The organism is Streptomyces sp. NPDC001914, from assembly GCF_042891215.1.
Lineage (GTDB): Bacteria > Actinomycetota > Actinomycetes > Streptomycetales > Streptomycetaceae > Streptomyces.
Window position 1 is genome coordinate 451,940 of record NZ_JBIASW010000005.1, and the last position, 17,566, is coordinate 469,505.

At 70.2% G+C, this 17,566-nt stretch carries 17 protein-coding genes; 8 read left to right on the forward strand and 9 right to left on the reverse strand.

Annotated features, from left to right (window positions below; all coding sequences use genetic code 11):
* Positions 1-193 precede the first annotated feature (193 nt).
* Complete coding sequence (locus ACFYYF_RS17610; RefSeq protein WP_388776498.1) at positions 194-2,485, reverse strand: transglycosylase domain-containing protein; 2,292 nt, start codon at positions 2,483-2,485, stop codon at positions 194-196.
* A gap of 405 nt (positions 2,486-2,890) precedes the next feature.
* Between ACFYYF_RS17610 and wblA the strand changes: the two genes are divergently transcribed.
* A complete protein-coding gene (wblA, locus tag ACFYYF_RS17615; RefSeq protein WP_028799159.1) occupies positions 2,891-3,229 on the forward strand; it encodes a transcriptional regulator WblA in 339 nt (112 codons plus the stop codon).
* 172 nt (positions 3,230-3,401) lie between these two features.
* On the opposite strand, the gene ACFYYF_RS17620 is transcribed toward wblA, so the two are convergent.
* Complete coding sequence (locus tag ACFYYF_RS17620) at positions 3,402-4,880, reverse strand: ArsA-related P-loop ATPase (RefSeq protein ID WP_388776501.1); 1,479 nt, start codon at positions 4,878-4,880, stop codon at positions 3,402-3,404.
* Positions 4,877-5,854 carry an ArsA-related P-loop ATPase gene (locus ACFYYF_RS17625; protein WP_361693041.1) on the reverse strand — a complete coding sequence of 326 codons (978 nt, stop codon included), beginning with the start codon at positions 5,852-5,854 and terminating at the stop codon, positions 4,877-4,879. The genes ACFYYF_RS17620 and ACFYYF_RS17625 overlap by 4 nt, the downstream gene beginning before the upstream one ends.
* Positions 5,855-5,993: 139 nt before the next feature.
* Here ACFYYF_RS17625 and ACFYYF_RS17630 point away from each other — a divergent pair, with 139 nt between their 5' ends.
* From ACFYYF_RS17630 to ACFYYF_RS17645, 4 genes are all read left to right on the forward strand, one after another.
* Positions 5,994-6,152: a hypothetical protein gene (locus ACFYYF_RS17630; RefSeq protein WP_351291915.1), complete on the forward strand. Its 159-nt coding sequence runs from the start codon at positions 5,994-5,996 to the stop codon at positions 6,150-6,152.
* Positions 6,149-6,619: a RidA family protein gene (locus ACFYYF_RS17635; RefSeq protein WP_388776505.1), complete on the forward strand. Its 471-nt coding sequence runs from the start codon at positions 6,149-6,151 to the stop codon at positions 6,617-6,619. The genes ACFYYF_RS17630 and ACFYYF_RS17635 overlap by 4 nt, the downstream gene beginning before the upstream one ends.
* A gap of 316 nt (positions 6,620-6,935) precedes the next feature.
* Positions 6,936-7,805, forward strand: a complete 870-nt coding sequence (locus ACFYYF_RS17640) for an NUDIX hydrolase (RefSeq protein ID WP_388776508.1) — start codon at positions 6,936-6,938, stop codon at positions 7,803-7,805.
* Positions 7,802-8,632 carry an MBL fold metallo-hydrolase gene (locus tag ACFYYF_RS17645; protein WP_388776511.1) on the forward strand — a complete coding sequence of 277 codons (831 nt, stop codon included), beginning with the start codon at positions 7,802-7,804 and terminating at the stop codon, positions 8,630-8,632. The genes ACFYYF_RS17640 and ACFYYF_RS17645 overlap by 4 nt, the downstream gene beginning before the upstream one ends.
* A 192-nt stretch (positions 8,633-8,824) precedes the next feature.
* Here ACFYYF_RS17645 and ACFYYF_RS17650 read toward each other — a convergent pair whose 3' ends face one another.
* Together ACFYYF_RS17650 and ACFYYF_RS17655 are read right to left on the reverse strand one after the other, a co-directional pair.
* Complete coding sequence (locus ACFYYF_RS17650; RefSeq protein ID WP_388776514.1) at positions 8,825-9,646, reverse strand: nucleotidyltransferase; 822 nt, start codon at positions 9,644-9,646, stop codon at positions 8,825-8,827.
* A 110-nt stretch (positions 9,647-9,756) separates the two neighbouring features.
* Complete coding sequence (locus tag ACFYYF_RS17655; RefSeq protein ID WP_006382668.1) at positions 9,757-10,431, reverse strand: Crp/Fnr family transcriptional regulator; 675 nt, start codon at positions 10,429-10,431, stop codon at positions 9,757-9,759.
* 429 nt (positions 10,432-10,860) lie between these two features.
* Between ACFYYF_RS17655 and nth the strand changes: the two genes are divergently transcribed.
* Genes nth through ACFYYF_RS17670 form a run of 3 tightly spaced genes read left to right on the forward strand, consistent with a single transcriptional unit; the run spans position 10,861 to position 13,952 of the window.
* A complete protein-coding gene (gene nth / locus ACFYYF_RS17660) occupies positions 10,861-11,976 on the forward strand; it encodes an endonuclease III (RefSeq protein ID WP_388776776.1) in 1,116 nt (371 codons plus the stop codon).
* Between the two features lie 52 nt (positions 11,977-12,028).
* Positions 12,029-12,739, forward strand: coding sequence for an NUDIX hydrolase (locus ACFYYF_RS17665; protein WP_388776517.1), 711 nt, complete (start codon positions 12,029-12,031; stop codon positions 12,737-12,739).
* A 13-nt stretch (positions 12,740-12,752) separates the two neighbouring features.
* On the forward strand, positions 12,753-13,952 hold the full coding sequence (locus ACFYYF_RS17670; protein WP_388776521.1) for a MarP family serine protease: 1,200 nt from the start codon (positions 12,753-12,755) through the stop codon (positions 13,950-13,952).
* A 104-nt stretch (positions 13,953-14,056) separates the two neighbouring features.
* Here the strand turns inward: ACFYYF_RS17670 and ACFYYF_RS17675 are convergent, their stop codons facing one another.
* From ACFYYF_RS17675 to nhaA, 4 genes are all read right to left on the reverse strand, one after another.
* A complete protein-coding gene (locus ACFYYF_RS17675; RefSeq protein WP_388776523.1) occupies positions 14,057-14,236 on the reverse strand; it encodes a hypothetical protein in 180 nt (59 codons plus the stop codon).
* Between the two features lie 162 nt (positions 14,237-14,398).
* The gene (locus ACFYYF_RS17680) at positions 14,399-15,349 is read right to left on the reverse strand and encodes an alpha/beta fold hydrolase (RefSeq protein WP_388776526.1); all 951 of its coding nucleotides are present in this window, start codon (positions 15,347-15,349) and stop codon (positions 14,399-14,401) included.
* Entirely contained in the window at positions 15,346-15,822 is a 477-nt protein-coding gene (locus ACFYYF_RS17685; RefSeq protein WP_361693059.1) for a phage holin family protein, read from the reverse strand. Before ACFYYF_RS17685 ends, ACFYYF_RS17680 begins: the two co-directional genes overlap by 4 nt.
* A gap of 43 nt (positions 15,823-15,865) precedes the next feature.
* The gene (gene nhaA, locus ACFYYF_RS17690) at positions 15,866-17,221 is read right to left on the reverse strand and encodes a Na+/H+ antiporter NhaA (protein WP_388776779.1); all 1,356 of its coding nucleotides are present in this window, start codon (positions 17,219-17,221) and stop codon (positions 15,866-15,868) included.
* Between the last annotated feature and the right edge of the window lie 345 nt (positions 17,222-17,566).

A 17,566-nucleotide genomic window follows, 5' to 3' on the forward strand; every position in this document is an offset into this window, starting at 1 on the left:
ACCAGTTCCAGGACCAGGACCAGATCCGGCCTCCGTGTTCTCGCCGGTCCGTAGACGGGCCCGGGGCACCTGGCCCCGGGGCGCCGTCACGTCCGCCGTGCAACACCCCTTACGCCGAACGCCCCGTGGGCCAGGATCGACTCCTGGCCCACGGGGCGTTCACGCGCTCAGGCGAAGGCGTACGGGCTGCGCCTCAGCGCTGGCCGCCGTTCGCGTTGCCGCTGTTCGTGTTGCCCTGGATCCATCCCTCGGGGAGCGAGAAGGAAGGCGTCGGGAACGTCACTCCGCCGTCGCTCTGGCCGCTGATGGTGTTGCCGTTGACGGTGCCGCCGGTGGTGTTGTCGTTACCCCTGCCACCGTGGCGGCCGCGGCCGTTGTTGTTGTCGTCGTCCTGGCCCTTGTCCCGGTTCTTGTCCGGGTCGGGGATGTTGACCAGGTTGAAGGACGGGGCGTCCTTGCCCACGAGCGCGCCCGTCATCAGGTCCCGCCAGATCGGACCGGGGACCTGACCGCCGTACACCTTGTCGTGCCAGACCCCGCCGATCTGGATGCCCCGCATCTGGACCCGCTGGGTGGCGCTGCCGACCCAGACGGCGCCGGACAGGTTCGGCGTGTAGCCGACGAACCAGGCGTTCTTGCGCTCGTCGGTCGTACCCGTCTTACCGGCGTTGGCGCGGTCGGTGAGACCGGCCTGCTGGCCCGTACCGGAGTCGATCACGCCGCTCAGCAGGCTGTTGACCGTGTCCGCGGTCGGCTCGGACATGGCCCGCGAGCAGGTCGACTTGGGCACGTCCAGGGACTTCTCGCGGCCGCCGATCTGCTGGCTGATCGACTCGATCGCGACCGGGGTGCAGTACATGCCGCGCGAGGCGAAGGCGGCGTAGGCCGTGGCCATCGTGAGCGGCGAGATGCCCTTGGCGCCCAGCGCGATGGAGGGCACCTCCGGGAGCTTTTCGCCGTTGCCCTGGACCACGCCGAGCTTGCCGATCTGGTTCATCACCGGGCACAAGCCGATGTCGGAGATCATCTGCACGAAGTAGGTGTTGACCGACTTGGCCATCGCCTCCTTCAGCTGATACGGGCCCTTCTCCGACGTGCTCTCGTTCGGGACCTGCTCGTTCGCCTGGTTCGTCCACGGCTTGCTGCTGCAGGTCTGCACCGGGCTGGGGTACGGCATCTTGTACGGCGAGGAGTACTCCTGCGTCGCCGGCCGGCCCTGCTCCAGCGCGGCCGCGGCCACGAACGGCTTGAACGTCGAACCGGTCGGGAAGCCGTAGTTCGAGCCGCCCATGTCGTAGTTGACCGAGTAGTTGTACTCGGTCTCGTTCTTGCCGTAGCCGTACGGCTTCGACTGGCCCATCCCGAGGATCTTCCCGGTGCCGGGCTCCACCAGGGTGGCTGCTGCGGCGACCTTGTCCGACTTGTAGATGTGGTCCTTCAGAGAGGCCTGGATCGACGCCTGGGACTGCGGGTCGAGCGTCGTACGGATCGTCAGGCCGCCCTGGTTCCAGACCTTCGCCCGCTGCTCCTTGGTCTTGCCGAAGACCGGGTCGCTGAGGAAGACCTTCTCCACGTACTTGCAGAAGAAGGCGGCGCCCTTGACGGCCGTGATGCAGCCGTTCTTCGGCTGGCTGACGTGCAGTCCGAGCTTCGTCTCCTTGGCGGCGTCGGCCTGCTCCTGGGAGATGTCGTGCACCTCGGCCATGCGCTGCAGCACGGTGTTGCGCCGCTTGAGGGCCTCCTCCTCGTCGTTGACCGGGTCGTACCGGCTGGGCGACTGGACGATGCCCGCGAGCAGCGCGGACTCCTGGAGGTTCAGCTTCTTGGCGGACTTGGAGAAGTAGCGCTGGGAGGCGGCCTCGATGCCGTACGCCTGCTCCCCGAAGAACGTGATGTTCAGGTAGTTCTCGAGGATCTTCTTCTTGCCCAGCTTCTCTTCGAGCTGGATCGCGTACTTCAGCTCGCGGATCTTGCGCCCGATGGTCTGCTGGGTGGCCTGGGCGACCTTGGTCGGGTCGTCGCCGGCCTCCTCGACGAAGTAGTTCTTCACGAGCTGCTGGGTCAGGGTGGAGGCGCCCTGGGCCACGCCGCCGTTCTGCGCGTTCTGGTTGACCGCGCGCAGGATGCCCTTCAGGTCGATCGCGCCGTGCTGGTAGAAGCGCGAGTCCTCGATCGCGACGATCGCCTTCTGCATGTAGGGCGAGATGTCCTTGAGGTCGACCACCGTGCGGTCGCGCGAATAGACGGTCGCGATCTGGCCGCCCTTGCTGTCCAGGATCGTGGTCCGCTGACTCAGCGACGGACTCTTCAGGTTGTCCGGAATGTCGTCGAATCCCTGGACCGACCCCTTGGCCGCCAGGCCGAGCGCACCCGCGGCGGGCAGCGCGATTCCGGCCATGACGGCGCCCGCGAGCACGCTGACACCGAGGAACTTGGCGGCCTGCTGCGTAGTGGACAGGCCACCGCCCGAGCGCTTCTTTGGCATGAGGGCAGCCTACGTTCTCATTCGCCGGACACGCGTATATGCCTTGGCCTAAGCTGCTCTCAACTGTCACAGCAGTGCGGCCACGTATCAATACGTCCGGCGACCCCGAATCGTTCCGGAAGTTCCGCGTTCTTGTGGAGCGTGTGTCCGAATCAGCCTTGTGTGTCACATGGAGTCCGTTGTGACTCGACCCGACTGTCCCGGTTTGCCGGGATCGTCGCGCATGTCCTCGGCTCACTCCCCCGGGTGATCTGCCGCTTACGCATAGTCCGTTCGGGCCATTCAAGATTGGGCCCGAAGGGGGTGTTGCGCTGTGCCCACCTTCCGTAACGTCCTCAACTGGCGGCGGTGAATATGCCGCTGCCGCCGTGGGGGAGCCTCGATTCGGGAGAGGACGGCGCCGGTATGGGCTGGGTAACCGACTGGAGTGCGCAGGCGGCCTGCCGCACTACCGATCCGGATGAACTGTTCGTTCAAGGAGCAGCGCAGAACAGGGCCAAGGCAGTGTGCACCGGATGTCCGGTTCGCACGGAGTGCCTCGCCGACGCGCTCGACAACCGCGTCGAATTCGGTGTGTGGGGTGGCATGACCGAGCGTGAGCGTCGCGCGTTGCTGCGCCGGCGGCCGACCGTCACTTCGTGGCGTCGCCTGCTCGAGACCGCGCGTACGGAGTACGAGCGTGGGGCGGGACTGCTGCCCCTCGACGAGGAAGAGGTGTACGAGCGCTACGCGGCGGTGGGCTGAGGGGGGTTCGCCCGTCGCGGCCAGGGCGCCGCTCACGGGCCCCTCAGGCCTGTGCGGGCCCTTCCGGGGCCCGCTCGGAGGTCGCGGGGGCCGGGCAAGGCCTAGAGGCCTCTCGGCGCCTTCGCGCTGAGCTACGGCCGTAGTCGGCCACGGCCCCCCAGGATCTCCGTACTCAGCTTTCGGGAAGCTCCGGCCGGTGGGCCGCGAGGCGGTTCCCGATGTCCCGCAGCCCCGCGAGGTCGTGGACGTCGCCGGGCAGCGCGGCCACTTCGGCCACCGGCACCTCCGGGTGGCGCGCGGCGAAGCGGTCACGCGTGCGCTGCTCGCGGGAGAGCAACTGCATGCGCTCGGCGTGGAGCCTCAGCAGGCCCGCGGTGAGCTGGTCGATGGATCGCTCGGGGTCCGTGGCGGCGGTCCTGTCCGTGGCGGTCATGTGGTCCGGGCCGGCGGTCCTGTCCGTGGTGGCGGGGGAGCCTTCGTCAGGAGCTGATGTTCCGGAAGCCGGTGATTCTGAACTGCCGTACGTGCCGGGAGAGTTACGAAGTCCAGCCTTCCCGTCCGCCTGATCCACAATGCGGGCCCCGGCAAGATTTTCTACGGTGTCCCCCTGGGGGTTCTGCGCAGCGGCGGCCTCCGGATTCGTCGTGGCGGTGACCTCCGGATTCTCCGTTTCGGTGGCCTCGGAGTTCTCCGCGGTCTCCGGGTTCTCCCCGTCGGCGGAATCGAGGTCCTCCGCGGCGGCGAGCGCCCGCTCGGCGGAGAGCTGGGCGGCTCCGCTGCCGTGCACCCGGTTGAGCACCAGCCCGGCGAACGGCATCTCCTCCGCGGCGAGCCGCTGCACGAAGTACGCGGCCTCGCGCAGCGCGTCCCGCTCGGGCGCCGCGACCACCAGGAACGCGGTGCCGGGCGCCTGGAGCAGCTTGTACGTGGCGTCCGCGCGCGTACGGAAACCGCCGAAGGTGGTGTCCATGGCCGAGACGAACGTCTGCACGTCCTTGAGGAGCTGGCCCCCGAGCAGCTTGCCCAGGGTGCCCGTCATCATCGACATCCCGACGTTCAGGAACTTCATGCCCGCCCGGCCGCCCAGCTTCGCCGGCGCCGTCAGCAGCCGGATCAGCCGCCCGTCGAGGAAGGAACCGAGCCGCTTCGGGGCGTCCAGGAAGTCCAGCGCCGAGCGGGACGGCGGCGTGTCGACCACGATCAGGTCCCACTCGTCGCGCGCCCGCAACTGGCCCAGCTTCTCCATCGCCATGTATTCCTGCGTGCCCGCGAAGCCCGCCGAGAGCGATTGGTAGAAGGGGTTGTTGAGGATGGCCGCCGCCCGGTCGCCGTCCGCGTGCGCCTCGACGATCTCGTCGAACGTGCGCTTCATGTCGAGCATCATGGCGTGCAGCTCGCCGCTGCCCTCGACGCCCTTCACCCGGCGCGGAGTGTTGTCGAGGGAATCGATGCCCATCGACTGCGCCAGCCTGCGCGCGGGGTCGATCGTGAGCACGACCACCTTGCGGCCGCGCTCCGCGGCGCGCAGCCCCAGCGCCGCCGCCGTGGTCGTCTTGCCGACGCCGCCCGAACCGCAGCACACCACGATGCGGGTCTCCGGGTCGTCGAGCAGCGGGTCGAGATCGAGGACGCGGGCGGGGTCCAGACTCATGACATCCCTTGCTTACGCAGCTGTGCGGCCAGTTCGTACAGGCCCGCCAGGTCCAGGCCCTCGGCGAGCAGCGGGAGTTCGTGCAACGGCAGGTCCTGCTCGGCCAGTACGCCGCGCTGCTCGGTCTCCAGCGTGTACCGCTCGGCGTACTCCTCGGCCTGCTGGAGAAGCGGGTCCACCAGCCGTTCGGCGAGTCCGCCGCGACGCGCCCCGCCGAGTCCGGCCGAGGACAGCGACTTGGCGATCGCCGAACGGGAAGCGGTCTTCGTCAGCTCCAGGTCGACGCCGTCCAGGAGCGCCGGGCGCACCATGTTCACGATGATGCGGCCGACCGGGAGCTTCGCCGCGCGCAACTCCGCGATCCCGTCCGCGGTCTCCTGTACGGGCATCTCCTCCAGCAGCGTCACCAAGTGGACCTCCGTCTCCGGGGACTTGAGGACACGCATGACCGCCTGGGCCTGATTGTGTATCGGGCCGATCTTCGCGAGGCCGGCGACCTCGTCGTTGACGTTCAGGAAGCGGGTGATGCGGCCGGTGGGGGGCGCGTCCATCACCACGTAGTCGTACGTGAAGCGGCCGCTCTTCTCCTTGCGCCGCACCGCCTCGCACGCCTTGCCGGTCAGCAGGACGTCCCGCAGACCGGGCGCGATGGTGGTCGCGAAGTCGATCGCGCCGAGCTTCTTGAGGGCGCGGCCGGCACCGCCCAGTTTGTAGAACATCTGGAGGTAGTCCAGCAGCGCCAGTTCGGGGTCGATGGCCAGGGCGTACACCTCCCCGCCACCTGGAGCGACGGCGATCTTCCGCTCCTCGTAGGGCAGCGCTTCTGTCTCGAAGAGCTGCGCGATGCCCTGCCTGCCCTCGACCTCGACGAGGAGGGCGCGCTTGCCCTCCGTTGCGAGGGCGAGCGCGAGGGCGGCGGCCACCGTGGTCTTGCCGGTACCGCCCTTGCCGCTGACGACCTGGAGCCTGCTCACGTATTCGAGCCTAACCAGTCCGCCGCCGGAGTAAGCAGGAGGCTGTGGACAACCGGTGCTGTCGGCGGCGGGGCGGGGGTGGCGGTGCGGGGGTGGCTCGGGCGGGAGGTGGTGGTCGCCAGCGGCTACAGTCGGCCGCATGACCAAATGGGAATACGCCACTGTGCCGCTGCTCGTCCACGCCACGAAGCAGATTCTGGACACCTGGGGCGAGGACGGCTGGGAGCTGGTGCAGGTCGTGCCCGGCCCCAACCCCGAGCAGCTCGTGGCCTACCTGAAGCGCGAGAAGTCCGCATGAGCGGGGCTGTCGAGGCGAAGCTCGCCGAACTCCGACTGAGCCTTCCGGACGTCGTGCCGCCGCTGGCCGCGTACCAGCCGGCCGTGCAGTCGGGCGTGTACGTGTACACCGCCGGGCAGCTTCCGATGGTGGACGGGAAGCTTCCGGTCACCGGGAAGGTGGGCGCCGAGGTCACCGCCGAGGAGGCCAAGGAACTCGCCCGTACGTGCGCGCTGAACGCTCTGGCGGCGGTGAAGTCGGTCGTGGGCGACCTCGATCGGATCGCGCGTGTCGTGAAGGTCGTGGGGTTCGTGGCCTCGGCTTCGGACTTCACCGGGCAGCCGGGTGTGCTGAACGGTGCGAGTGAGCTGCTGGGTGCCGTGCTGGGCGACAAGGGCGTGCACGCCCGGAGCGCGGTCGGTGTGGCTGTTCTGCCGCTGGACGCGCCGGTCGAGGTCGAGATCCAGGTGGAGCTCACGCACGCGTAGCCCTTCGGGGTGTCACCAGGGCTGGCCCGGTACCGGTCCGGTTCCGGTCCGGTGGGTGGGTCGGGGCCGCGCCGGTGCATCAGGCCGTCGCTGTCGGGCAGAGAAGTGACCGTTAGTGGCGACGGCCATCGATGTACCGGCACGTCCCCTCCCGCCGGATCCCGGCTGCGGGTGCAGGATCCAGCCCCTCCGGCGATTGAGGAGCGGGGTCTGGGGCGGAGCCCCAGGGTGGGACGGGTAGGGGCGGAGGGGGCGAAAAGGGCTTGTGGGGCGGTGGGGCCTCGAACATCCGCCCGGCTCGGGATAGCCTCCGGCCATGGGGAATGGGCAATGGTTTCCGGCGGAGTGGCCGGAGCGGATTCGGGCGCTCGCCGAGGGCACGCTGACGCCGGTCACACCCCGGCGCGCCGCCACGGTGATGCTGGTCAAGGACGGCGAGACCGGCCCCGTGGTCCACATGCTGCGCCGACGCGCCTCCATGGCCTTCGCCGGAGGCGCGTACGCGTATCCGGGCGGCGGCGTGGACCCGCGCGACGACGAGCAGCAGATCCGCTGGGCGGGACCCACGCGCGCGTGGTGGGCGCAGCGGCTCGGCGTGGACGAGACCTCCGCCCAGGCCATCGTGTGCGCGGCCGTACGGGAGACGTACGAGGAGGCGGGCGTCCTGCTCGCCGGCCCCAGCCCGGACAGCGTGGTCGGCGACACCACGGGGGACGACTGGGAGGCGGACCGGGCGGCCCTGGTCGCCAGGGACCTGTCCTTCGCCGAGTTCCTCGACCGCAGGGGGCTCGTGCTCCGCTCGGACCTGCTCGGGGCCTGGGCCCGCTGGATCACCCCGGAGTTCGAGTCCCGCCGCTACGACACGTGGTTCTTCGTGGCCGTCCTCCCGGAGGGCCAGCGCACGCGGAACGCCTCCACGGAGGCCGACCGCACCGTGTGGATCCGTCCCGCCGACGCGGCGGCCGGCTACGACAAGGGCGAGCTGCTGATGATGCCGCCCACGATCGCGACCCTGCGCGGGATCGTGGCGTACGAGAGGGCCGCCGACGCCCTCGCCGCCGCGGACGCCCGTGATCTGACCCCCGTCCTGGCCGAGGCGCGCCTGGAGGACGGCGAGGTCGTCCTCTCCTGGCCGGGGCACGACGAGTTCACCAAGCACATCCCGACCGGCGGAGCGTCCGGATGACCGACGCAGCAGCCCTTCCCGGCCAGCCGCGCGGCACGGTCCTGTCCGGTCCCGCCACCGCGCGCGCGGTGAACGTCCTCGCCCCCAACGCCTCCGCGATGACCCTGGACGGCACGAACACCTGGATCGTCTCCGAGCCGGACTCCGAGCTCGCGGTCGTCATCGACCCGGGCCCCCTGGACGACGTACACCTGCGCGCGGTCCTGGACACCGCCGAGCGGGTCGGCAAGCGTGTCGCGCTGACCCTCCTCACGCACGGGCATCCCGACCACGCGGAGGGCGCGTCGCGCTTCGCCGAGCTGTCGGGGACCGCCGTGCGCGCGCTGGATCCCGCGCTGCGGCTCGGGGACGAAGGACTGGCCGCGGGAGACGTGATCAGCCTCGGCGGGCTCGAGCTGCGGGTCGTGTCGACTCCCGGGCACACCGCGGACTCGCTGTGCTTCCATCTCCCGGCCGATCAGGCCGTGCTGACCGGGGACACCGTCCTGGGGCGCGGTACGACCGTGGTGGCCCATCCGGACGGGCGGCTGGGCGACTATCTCGACTCCCTGCGCCGGCTCCGTTCCCTGACGGTCGACGACGGCGTCCACACCGTCCTGCCCGGTCACGGGCCGGTCCTCGAGGACGCACAGGGGGCGGTCGAGTTCTATCTCGCCCACCGTGCCCACCGGCTCGCGCAGGTCGAGACCGCCGTGGAGAACGGCTTCCGCTCGCCGGAGGAGGTCGTCGCCCGCGTCTACGCGGACGTGGACCGGTCGTTGTGGCCCGCCGCCGAGCTTTCGGTGCGGGCGCAGATGGAATATCTGAGCGAGCACGGGCTCATCTAGGACGCGTTCGACGCGTTCGCTCCCCAGGCGGTCGTCGCGTCCGTGGTGGCTTCTTCCTCGGTTCCGGTGGTCTTCGGGCGGTGACGTCCGGCGCGGTGTTCTCCGGGTTCCGGTGGTCTTCGGGCGGTGGCGTCCTACGGGTTCTGGTGGCCTCGGGCGGTGGCGTCCGCGGTGGCTTCTGGAAGTGGGCCTTCAGGGGCGGGGTGCCTTGATGCCGTGCACGCGCGTGTACTCCCCGGCCAGCCATGGCCCCAGATCCTCGGCGTACGAGCGCAGCACGGCCGGGTCGCCGGTCGGCTCGTAACCGCGCGCGGCCGCGTCGCGCATCTCGGCGGCCCGCTGCGGGTAGTACGCGCCGAACGCCCCGGCCATCTCCCCGAGGTCGCTGGTCCAGCCGTTCCAGCGCGGCATGACGAGCGTGAAGCCGGTGCGGACGAGGTGCCGGGACATCGAGCGCACCAGCGGGCGCCTGGCCGCGTCCGCGTCCGCGGCCGCGGCGATCCGCTCGCGCCAGCGTGGCAGCAGCAGCGCGAGGTCGCCGTTCGTCTCGCGGGCCAGCAGCGTGCCGGGACGGTAGCGCGGAAGGTGTCCGGCCAGGTCCTCGCCCAGAAGGGGCGTGCAGAGGCAGGCGACGAACCAGCCGAGGTCGTGGGTCTCCAGGTCGCTCAGCAGCCGCGTACGGCTGAACAGCAGCGTTCCCACGCCGTCGATCTCGGTGAACTCCTCGTCGAGCGCCGCTTCGAGCGCGCGGGCGTCGGCGTGGTCGGCGCCGGTCGGCTCCTCGCGCAGCGACAGCAGCAGGTCCAGATCGGAACGTCCCACGCGCGCGGTGCCGCGCGGGATCGAGCCGTAGAGGTACGCGCCGCCGTCCAGCCGGGCCCCGAAGACGTCCTGGACCCGCACCCGTGCCGCCGCGACGACAGCCTGGAAAGCGTCCGGCACGCGCGCGAGTGATCCTTCGCGCTCGATGTATCCCTGGGCGTCGAGCCCTCTGAGGTGCCCCTGTTCGGCCATGCGCACACTGTCCCGTGAAGGGGTGCGGAGGCGCAGATCATTTAACGCCTACGACGAAGGGGTCCCGCCTCCTGTCGAGGCGGGACCCCTTCGTCGTAGGGCCTGGGGCGTCAGCGCGAGCGCTTGGCGAGCCTCTCCACGTCCAGGAGGATCACCGCGCGGGCCTCCAGGCGGAGCCAGCCGCGGCCCGCGAAGTCGGCGAGCGCCTTGTTGACGGTCTCGCGGGAGGCGCCGACGAGCTGGGCGAGCTCCTCCTGCGTGAGGTCGTGCACGACGTGGATGCCCTCTTCGGACTGCACGCCGAAGCGGCGCGACAGGTCGAGCAGGGCGCGCGCGACACGGCCGGGCACGTCGGAGAAGACCAGGTCGGACATCTGGTCGTTGGTCTTGCGCAGGCGCCGGGCGACGGCGCGCAGCAGTGCGGCGGCCACCTCGGGGCGTGCGTTCAGCCAGGGCTGGAGGTCGCCGTGGCCGAGGCCGAGCAGCTTGACCTCGGTGAGCGCGGTGGCGGTCGCCGTGCGCGGGCCCGGGTCGAACAGCGACAGTTCGCCGATCAGCTCACCGGGGCCGAGGACGGCCAGCATGTTCTCCCGCCCGTCGGGGGAGGTGCGATGGAGCTTCACCTTGCCCTCGGTGACCACATAGAGGCGGTCGCCGGGGTCGCCCTCATGGAAGAGGGCGTCGCCTCGCGCGAGGGTCACCTCACTCATGGAGGCGCGGAGCTCCGCGGCCTGCTCGTCATCGAGCGCCGCGAAGAGCGGGGCGCGCCGCAGAACGTCGTCCACGAGTTCTCTCCTTGTCGACCTGCTCAGGGGACCGTGCTCCCCCTTGGTACCAGGGGACCGTGTTCCCCATCTTGCCGGACGGTCCAAACAGTGTGATCAGTCACAAGTCTGCCGCACTGGCGTCCCAACGAGTGCGGCAGGGGGCCAATTGGGGGCCGATCTTCAGGGTCCGGGGCGGATGTCGGTGCCGGGCTTTAGGCTGGCCGGGTGTCCAAATCGCCGGTGAGAGCACAGGCCAAGGGGGCTGGGCGGGTGGTTGTACGTCGCGATTCCGCTGTGGGCGAACAGGCCCCCGACGGAACGAAGGAACAGGCAAAAGCGGCAAAGCCGAAGCCGGTCGGGGCCGTGCCGGAGGCGGAGTCCGCGGCCGCGTCGACCACCACCGACGGGAAGAACGTGAAGAAGGACGCCCCCCGGACCGCCAAGAAGGTGACACCCGGGAGCACCGCCGCTGAGAAGACGGTTCCGGCCAAGGCGGCTTCCGGGAGGACCGCCACCGGGAAGGCGGTTCCGGCCAAGGCGGCTTCTGGCAGGACTGGTGCCGGGAAGGCGGCTTCGGCGAAGGCCACTTCTGGCGAGGCTGCCGCCGGGAAGACCGCCGCGAAGACTGCCGGGGCCACCCGGGCCGCCGGAAAGACCGTCTCCAAGAAGACCGCCGGAAGGACCGTCGCCAAGAAGGCCGTCGGGAAAGCGGCCGCCAAGAAGGCCGTTCCGGTGAGTGCCGCCGCCAAGAAGACGGCATCCGTGCGGCCCGTCGCCGCCCCGCCGCGGAACGAGTCGCACACCGCCCTCGTCCGCCGGGCCCGCCGCATCAACCGCGAACTCGCCGAGGTGTACCCGTACGCCCACCCGGAACTGGACTTCGAGAACCCCTTCCAGCTGGTCGTCGCCACGGTTCTGTCCGCCCAGACCACTGACCTGCGGGTGAACCAGACGACGCCGGCGCTCTTCGCCAGGTACCCGACCCCCGAGGACCTCGCCGAGGCCAACCCGGAGGAGGTCGAGGAGATCCTGCGGCCGACCGGGTTCTTCCGGGCCAAGACCAAGTCCGTCATAGGGCTCTCCAGGGCCCTGAGGGACGAGTTCGGGGGCGAGGTGCCCGGTCGCCTCGAAGATCTCGTGAAACTGCCCGGAGTGGGCCGCAAGACCGCCTTCGTCGTGCTCGGCAACGCCTTCGGGCGGCCGGGGATCACCGTGGACACCCATTTCCAGCGGCTCGTGCGGCGCTGGCAGTGGACCGCGGAGACCGACCCGGACAAGATCGAGAAGGCCGTCGGCGAGCTCTTCCCGAAGAGCGAGTGGACGATGCTGTCGCACCACGTGATCTTCCACGGCCGGCGCATCTGCCACGCCCGCAAGCCCGCCTGCGGCGCCTGCCCCATCGCCCCCCTCTGCCCGGCGTACGGAGAGGGCGAGACGGACCCCGAGAAGGCGAAGAAGCTCCTGAAGTACGAGAAGGGCGGGTTCCCCGGACAGCGGCTCAACCCCCCGCAGGCCTATCTGGACGCCGGCGGCAGGCCCGCGCCCCCGTTGGGCGCCGGATGACGGAACGAACACGGCCCCGGCGGGCGTTGGGAACAGCAGAACGGGGGCGGCGATGAAGCACGCAGGCAACACACGGGACGCGAGCGACGCGAAGGGCGGGCCGGTGCTCAGCAAGGACGGTCTGCCCGGCTGGCTGGACCCGGTCGCCGAGGTCGCGGAGACCGTCGAACCGCTCCAGCTCAGCCGCTTCCTGCCGCCGGCGAACGGCGCGGGCCGGCAGTCCGCGGTGCTCATCCTCTTCGGCGAGGGCCCGCGCGGCCCCGAGCTGCTGCTCATGGAACGGGCGGGCACCCTCAGATCGCACGCCGGACAGCCGTCCTTCCCCGGCGGAGCCCTCGACCCCGAGGACGGCGACCCGACGACCGACGGGCCGCTGAACGCCGCCCTGCGTGAGGCCGAGGAGGAGACCGGCCTCGACCCGAGCGGTGTCCAGCTCTTCGGCGTGCTGCCCAAGCTCTACATCCCAGTCAGCCGCTTCGTGGTCACCCCGGTCCTCGGCTGGTGGCGGCGCCCGACGCCGGTCGGGGTCGTCGACCCGGGCGAGACGGCCCGGGTCTTCACGGTCCCCGTGGTGGATCTCACGGACCCGGCCAACCGTGCGACCACCGTCCACCCGAGCGGCCACCGAGGCCCGGCATTTCTGGTCGAATCGGCTCTGGTCTGGGGTTTTACGGCCGGAGTGATCGACAAGATCCTTCACTTCGCGGGTTGGGAGCGTCCGTGGGACCGCGAGAAGCAGGTCCCGCTCGACTGGCGCTCGTGACAAGGTGACCTTCGTGAATGTGCTGGACATTTTGTTGCTGGTCGCCGCCGTGTGGTTCGCGATCGTGGGCTATCGCCAGGGCTTCGTCGTCGGCATCCTGTCGGTGATCGGCTTCCTGGGCGGCGGTCTCGTCGCCGTCTACCTGCTCCCGGTCATCTGGAGCTGGACGACCGACGACAGCAAGGTGAGTACGACCGCCGCCGTCGTCGCCGTGGTCGTCGTGATCGTCTGCGCCTCCGTCGGCCAGGCCCTCACCACCCACCTCGGCAACAAACTCCGCCGGCACATCACCTGGTCCCCCGCCAGAGCCCTGGACGCGACCGGCGGCGCCCTGGTGAACGTCGTGGCGATGCTGCTCGTCGCCTGGCTGATCGGCTCCGCCCTCGCCGGCACGACACTGCCGACGCTCGGCAAGGAGGTCCGCAACTCCAAGGTGCTGCTCGGGGTCTCGCGCGCGCTGCCCGCCCAGGCCAACACCTGGTTCGCCGACTTCTCCTCGGTCCTCGCCCAGAACGGCTTCCCGCAGGTCTTCAGCCCGTTCGCCAACGAGCCCATCACCGAGGTCCAGCCTCCCGACCCCCGGCTCGCCGCCGGCCCCGTCGCCACCCGCTCGCAGAACTCCATCGTCAAGGTCATGGGCACCGCCCAGAGCTGCGGCAAGGTCCTCGAAGGCACCGGCTTCGTCTTCAGCGACCGCCGCGTGATGACCAACGCGCACGTGGTCGGCGGAGTCGACGAACCCACCGTCCAGATAGGCGGCGAGGGCAAGAAGTACGACGCCACGGTCGTCCTGTACGACTGGGAGCGCGACATCGCCGTCCTCGACGTACCGAACCTGAAGGCACCCGCGCTGCGGTTCAGCACCAAGGACGCGGCCAGCGGCGACAGCGCGATCGTCGCCGGGTTCCCGCAGAACGGCTCGTACAACGTGCAGCCCGCGCGCGTGCGGGGCCGCATCACGGCCAACGGCCCGGACATCTACCACCGCAAGACGGTGCGCCGCGATGTCTACTCGCTGTACGCGACGGTCCGTCAGGGCAACTCCGGCGGACCGCTGCTGACGCCCGACGGCAAGGTGTACGGCGTGGTCTTCGCGAAGTCCCTCGACGACGCCGAGACCGGGTACGCCCTCACCGCCGACGAGGTCCGGCAGGACATCGCCAAGGGGCGTACGGCCAACCAGCAGGTGGACAGCGACAGCTGCGCTCTCTGACCGGCGGCCCGGCCGTTGCCGCAGGGGCGGCGCGGGCGGGCTCCTCGCCGGATGGAGGGTGCGGAGCGGGCGCTCTTCGCCGTGGTGAGGGTGCGGGCGGGAACTCAGCCGCGGGGATGGCGGAGCCGTACGGAGACCCAGCGGGCCCGGCGTCGCAGAATGTGCGGAATCCCTACACGCGGATCTGTGCCCGTCAATTGCGGGGTGCCCCCCTGACGAGAGCTCAGACCGGTGGCCGAGCGGCGATTGCGTGCTGCGTCACTGTAGTCGTGCGTCCAGCCCATACCCCGACGTCTGCCCCCGCCCCAAGGTCGATAACCTCGCCCCGGCCCCTCAATTGGCCTATGCGCCAGGCAAGTGGCCGTTCGTAGGACAGGTGTTCACGGACCGCGTTCCGGAGGTCGCACCGGGCGCGTTCGCGCGGTCACGCAGAAGTGACCGAGGTGTCACCGATCGGGTTCCGGGTCCTTCAGCCAGTTGATCAGTTCGGTGGAGAAGGCGACCGGATCCTCCTCGTGCGGGAAGTGGCCGAGCCCGTCGAACAGCCGCCAGCGGTACGGCGCTTCGACGTACTCCCCGGAGCCCGCCGCGCTCCGCGTCCGCATCACCGGATCGAGTGAGCCGTGCAGATGCAGGGTCGGCACCCGCACCGGCCGCTTCATGCGCCGGTTGAACTGGATGCCGTCCGGGCGCGCCATGGAGCGCACCATCCACCGGTACGGCTCGATGGAGCAGTGCGCGGTCGAGGGGATCCGCATGGCGCGGCGGTACGTCTCCAGGGTCTCCTCGTCCGGCTGCCGGGGGCCCGACCAGTCGCTCACCAGACGGCCCACCAGGGCGGCGTCGTCGGCGAGGAGTTGGCGCTCGGGGATCCAGGGACGCTGGAACCCCCAGATGTACGAGCCCGCCGTCGTCTGCCGGACGTCGGAGAGCATCGCGGAACGCCAGCGCCGCGGATGCGGCATGGACGACACGGCGAGCCGGCGGACGAGCTTGGGCCTCATGGCCGCCGCCGTCCACGCCAGATAGCCGCCGAGGTCGTGCCCGACCAGGGCGGCGTCGGGCTCGCCGAGGGAGCGCACGACCCCGGTGATGTCGAGCGCGAGGTTGGCGGGGTCGTAGCCGCGCGGGGTGCGGTCGCTGCCCCCGACGCCCCGCAGGTCCATGGCGACGGCCCGGAACCCGGCGTCGGCGAGCGCGACGAGCTGGTGCCGCCAGGCCCACCAGAACTGCGGGAAGCCGTGCAGCAGCAGCACGAGCGGCCCGTCGCCGAGCTCGGCGATGTGGAAGCGCGCGCCGTTGGCGGCCACGTCCCGGTGCGTGACTTTGTGGTCGCCGGGGAGGTCGATCCGTACGACCGAGGTGGGTTGCGCCGATGGTGTGGCGGGGTCCGTCATGAGGATGAGCGTGCCACAGCCTTGACGGCGTCCTCGACCGGTTCGGGCCGGGGGTGCGGCTTGGCGTTCTGCAGGACACCCGCCGTCTCCTTCATGGAGGCGGCCACCTTCTGCGGGCCCTTGCTCTTCTTGGCCTTCTTCGCGAAGATCACGCCGATCAGCGCGAGCACGGCCGCGACCAGCACGTTCGCCGCGAACGACAGCAGGAAGCAGATCGCGAGATTCCAGTCGCTCCAGGTCCGGATGCCGTACGCGAGGGCGAAGCTGAGCATCGGCAGGGAGAAGATCAGGATCGCCCCGGCCGCCGAGAACGCGCCGCCGCTGACCGCACCGCGCTTGACGTCCTGCTTGAGCTGCGCCTTCGCCAGCGCGATCTCGTCGTGCACCAGCGCGGACATCTCGGTCGTCGCCGCGGCGACCAGCTGGCCGATACTGCGTTCGGCACCGACCGGGCTCCCGTCGGGTGCGCTCATCGCGATCTCCCTCTTCTGCATGTGTTTGTACGGTCCTGTCAGATCATGCCGGACCGCCGTTCTCCTCGCTTGCCCCACCCGCCAGTTCGGCAAGCCTGCGGTGCTCCGCGGCCTTCTCCTCGTAGATCGCCGCCATACGCAGGTGGTACGCCGGCTGGTGCTCCTCGTAGATGTCGGGGATGCCGTCGCGGTCGTCGTCGCGCTCCTCGGCCTCGCACAGCGAGCGGTACTTGGCGTTGCGTATCTTCAGCAGCGCCGTGGCGATCACGGCCGCGATGAACGAGCCGATCAGGACGGCGGCCTTGGTCTCGTCGGTGAGGCTCGCGTCGCCCTCGAAGGCGAGTTCACCGATGAGCAGGGAGACGGTGAAGCCGATGCCGGCGAGGGTCGCGACGGCGGCGACGTCGGCCCATTCCAGGTCGTCGCTGAGCGAGGCCCTGGTGAACCGGGCCGTCAGCCAGGTGCCGCCGAAGATGCCGACCGCCTTGCCGACGACGAGTCCGAGCACCACGCCGAGCGTCTCGGGCCGGGTGAACACATCGTGGATCGCGCCTCCGGAGACCACGACACCGGCGCTGAACAGGGCGAACAGCGGCACGGCGAGCCCCGCCGACACCGGTCGCACCAGATGCTCGATGTGCTCGCCGGGGGAGTGCTCCTCGCCCTCGTGGGGATGACAGCGCAGCATCAGGCCCATGGCGACACCGGCGATGGTGGCGTGGATGCCGCTGTTGTACATCAGCGCCCAGATGACCAGCGCGAGCGGCACGTACACGTACCAGCCGTGCACACCCTTGCGCAGCAGCAGCCAGAAGACCCCGAGGCCGACGAAGGCCCCCGCGAGCGCGGCGAAGTTGATGGAGCTGGTGAAGAAGACCGCGATGATCAGGATCGCGAACAGGTCGTCGACGACGGCGAGGGTGAGCAGGAAGGCGCGCAGCGCGGACGGCAGCGACGTCCCGATGACGGCGAGCACGGCGAGCGCGAAGGCGATGTCCGTGGCGGTGGGGACGGCCCATCCTTCGAGCGAGCCGTGGCCGGACACGTTGGTCAGGACGTAGACGATCGCGGGTACGGCCATGCCGCAGACCGCGGCGGCCACGGGCAGCACCGCGGCCTTCGGGTCCCGCAGATCGCCGGCCACCAGTTCGCGCTTCAGCTCGATGCCGGCGACGAAGAAGAAGATGGCGAGCAGTCCGTCGGCCGCCCAGTGCTCCACGGACAGGTCGAGCCCGAGGGCGGCCGGTCCGAAGTGGTGATGCGAGACGGTCTCATAGCTGTGCGGCAGGGTGTTCGCCCAGATCAGGGCCGCGACCGCCGCGATCAGCAGGAGGATTCCGCCCACGGTCTCGGTGCGCAGCGCGTCCGCCACGAAGTTCCGTTCGGGCAGGGACAGCATGCCCAGGAACTTGCGTGGGGTGGTGCTGGGGGGCGCGGCCACGGGAAGGACCTCCGGTCGAGCAGGCAGGACGAAGCACTTGCCGACCAGACTTCCCGGCACACCATGAACGATCTTGTCACGTCTTTGACGCTTTGCTTACTTTACCCATGATCCGGCCGGGTCGGTGGGGGATCTTCACGCTACGGCGGAACCGGGCGCGGGGCCCGCTGATTGGGCCGAAGGGGCGCCGGGCCGATCGGGGACCAGGGGGCGCGGAAACGGGTGAGGGGTGCAGAAACGGATGAGGCGGGGGTGGGGAAACGGATGAGGGGTGCGGGAGCACGGTGAGCGTACTCCCGCACC